The organism is Kribbia dieselivorans NBRC 106261 (assembly GCF_001552435.1).
Taxonomy (GTDB): Bacteria; Actinomycetota; Actinomycetes; order Actinomycetales; family Dermatophilaceae; genus Kribbia; species Kribbia dieselivorans.
The window spans coordinates 1-2,015 of the sequence record NZ_BCRE01000274.1; the positions used below are offsets into that span (position 1 = coordinate 1).

At 69.9% G+C, this 2,015-nt stretch carries 2 protein-coding genes; both read right to left on the minus strand.

The genetic code is table 11. The annotated features are described in order from the left end of the window. A partial coding sequence (locus KD1_RS15800; RefSeq protein WP_068403504.1) for a CpaE/TadZ family protein occupies nt 1-1,179 on the minus strand: 1,179 nt, incomplete at its 3' end. Then, nucleotides 1,176-1,907, minus strand: coding sequence for a Flp pilus assembly protein CpaB (gene cpaB / locus KD1_RS15805; protein ID WP_068403508.1), 732 nt, complete (start codon nt 1,905-1,907; stop codon nt 1,176-1,178). The genes cpaB and KD1_RS15800, both read right to left, overlap by 4 nt. Nucleotides 1,908-2,015 lie beyond the last annotated feature (108 nt).

A 2,015-nucleotide genomic window follows, 5' to 3' on the forward strand; every position in this document is an offset into this window, starting at 1 on the left:
GCCCGCCGCGGCGGCCGGCAGCGGCGCATCCGGCCCGGTCGTGACCTGACGGCCGATCTCGCGGATCAACGTCCACCACTGCTTCTCGGTCACGGCCCGCGGATCGCGGTTCGTCACGGCCGGTTCGAGGTAGCGCGCCATCTGCGGCACCTCGGTGGTGAACACGGGCGCGCGCGTCAGCTTCGGCACCGCCGAGCTCGGGAACAGGTCGGACTTGTCGACCTTGTTCACCAGCACCCGAACGTCGTGCTCCTTGCGCACCCCGAGCGACTCCCACGCGGTGGTGAGGCGGTGCAGCGAGCGCAGGCACAGCACGTCGGCGGTGACCACGGCGATGACCTCGTCGGCCAGTTCGACCACGGTCGCCTGTGCGGGTGTGGCGTGCGCGCCGGCGTCGACGATGATGACGTCGTATTCGCGGCGCAGGTGGTTGAAGACGGAGCGCAGTGCCTCCGGCGAGATGAAGTCGACCTCACGTACGTCCTGGGGCGCGAGCAGCATCGTCAACCCGGAGTCGTGCACGACCGTCGCGTCCTGGATGCGGTCGATCGTCATGTCCCCGGCGATCTTGGCGACATCGGCGATGGAGACGGTGTGGCGCACGTCCAGCATCGCCGAGACATCGCCCTTCTCCAGATCGAGGTCGACGAGGATCGTCTTGGCCGTGGGCCATTCCTGGTGCAGGTCGACGGCGAGGTGGGCGGCGAACGTCGTGGCCCCCACGCCCCCCTTGGCCCCGGCGAACGCGACGACCTTGCCACGCCGTACTCCGGCACCGGCAGCGCGACCGGCGAGCACGGCGCCCATCTGGTCGACCCAGGCCGAGGCATTGGCGATGCGCGAAAGGATCTGCTCGAAGACGAACGGGTACGTGAGCACCCCGCGCCCACCGGCCTCCATCGTGTCGACCACCGTCTGGGTCTCCCCGGTGGAGGAGACGATGAGCGAGGCCATGCCCGGCCGGCGGAAGCTGAGGTCTCGGATGACGCTCGTGGCCGAGTCCGGGCCGAGCCCGTCGTGGATCAGGACGATGTCGGTCTCCTGCCGCAGGCAGTGGTCGACGAGTTCGGCCGAGCTGGTCAGCACGCCGACGACCTCGACCTGCTCGATCTCGGCAAGGATCGCGGAGAGCTCGGTGGCCATGGCCCGATCGGCGAACCCGAGGGCGATGCGCTTCATCGCACGCCCTCCTTGACGGCCACGCCACCGAGGCGACGAGCGTCGTAGACCGAGCTCTCGCCCTTCTTGCGCTTGGCGCCGACGTCGGTCGGCAGGCCGACCAGGCGCACCTCCTGGGCGAACGCGGAGGCGTAGGTCACGGCCTTGGCGTCCTTGGGCACGAGGGCGAGCGTGACCGGGATGACGTCCTTCTGGCCGACACCGTCGTCGGAGGAACTGACGACGGTCTGCGTGCCCTCCATGGAGACGATGCGCACGTCCTTGACGAGCTCGCGGGTCTGCTTGGCCAGGCCGGGCACGTCGGCGAACGTGGCGTAGATGTCAACCCGGTCGCCGGGGCGCACACGGCCGCCGATGCCGGTGACGGCGTCGACGTTGATCGCGATCTCCCGCTCGTCGGAGCTGAGTTCGGAGGACGGCACGAGCATGTCCGAGCTGATGGTCGAGCCGGCGTTGACCCGGAAGCCGACGCGGCGGCCCTCGAGTTCACCCAGGCGCAGCACCTCGGACTTGGAGACCCACCGCTCGGGCACCTCGACCGGCTCGAGGTTGTTGGCGGTCAGGGCGGTGTACGGGTCGATCGGTTCCTTGGCCCGGTAGACGGTGACGTGGTTGCCCACCTGGGCGCTGACGGATGCCACGAACGACGTGACGGCGGCGAAGGTGCCGAGGGCGACCAGGGCGGCCACGATCATGAAGACCAGACCTCGACGCTGGCGGGGATTCACTGGTTCGCTCCTTGCGAGACGTTGACGACCGCCAGCGGTGCCGACGGCGGGACGATGCGCGAGCGCGGTGCGCTCGGGCGCGGGGCGGCCGCCGAACGCGGGGCCGAC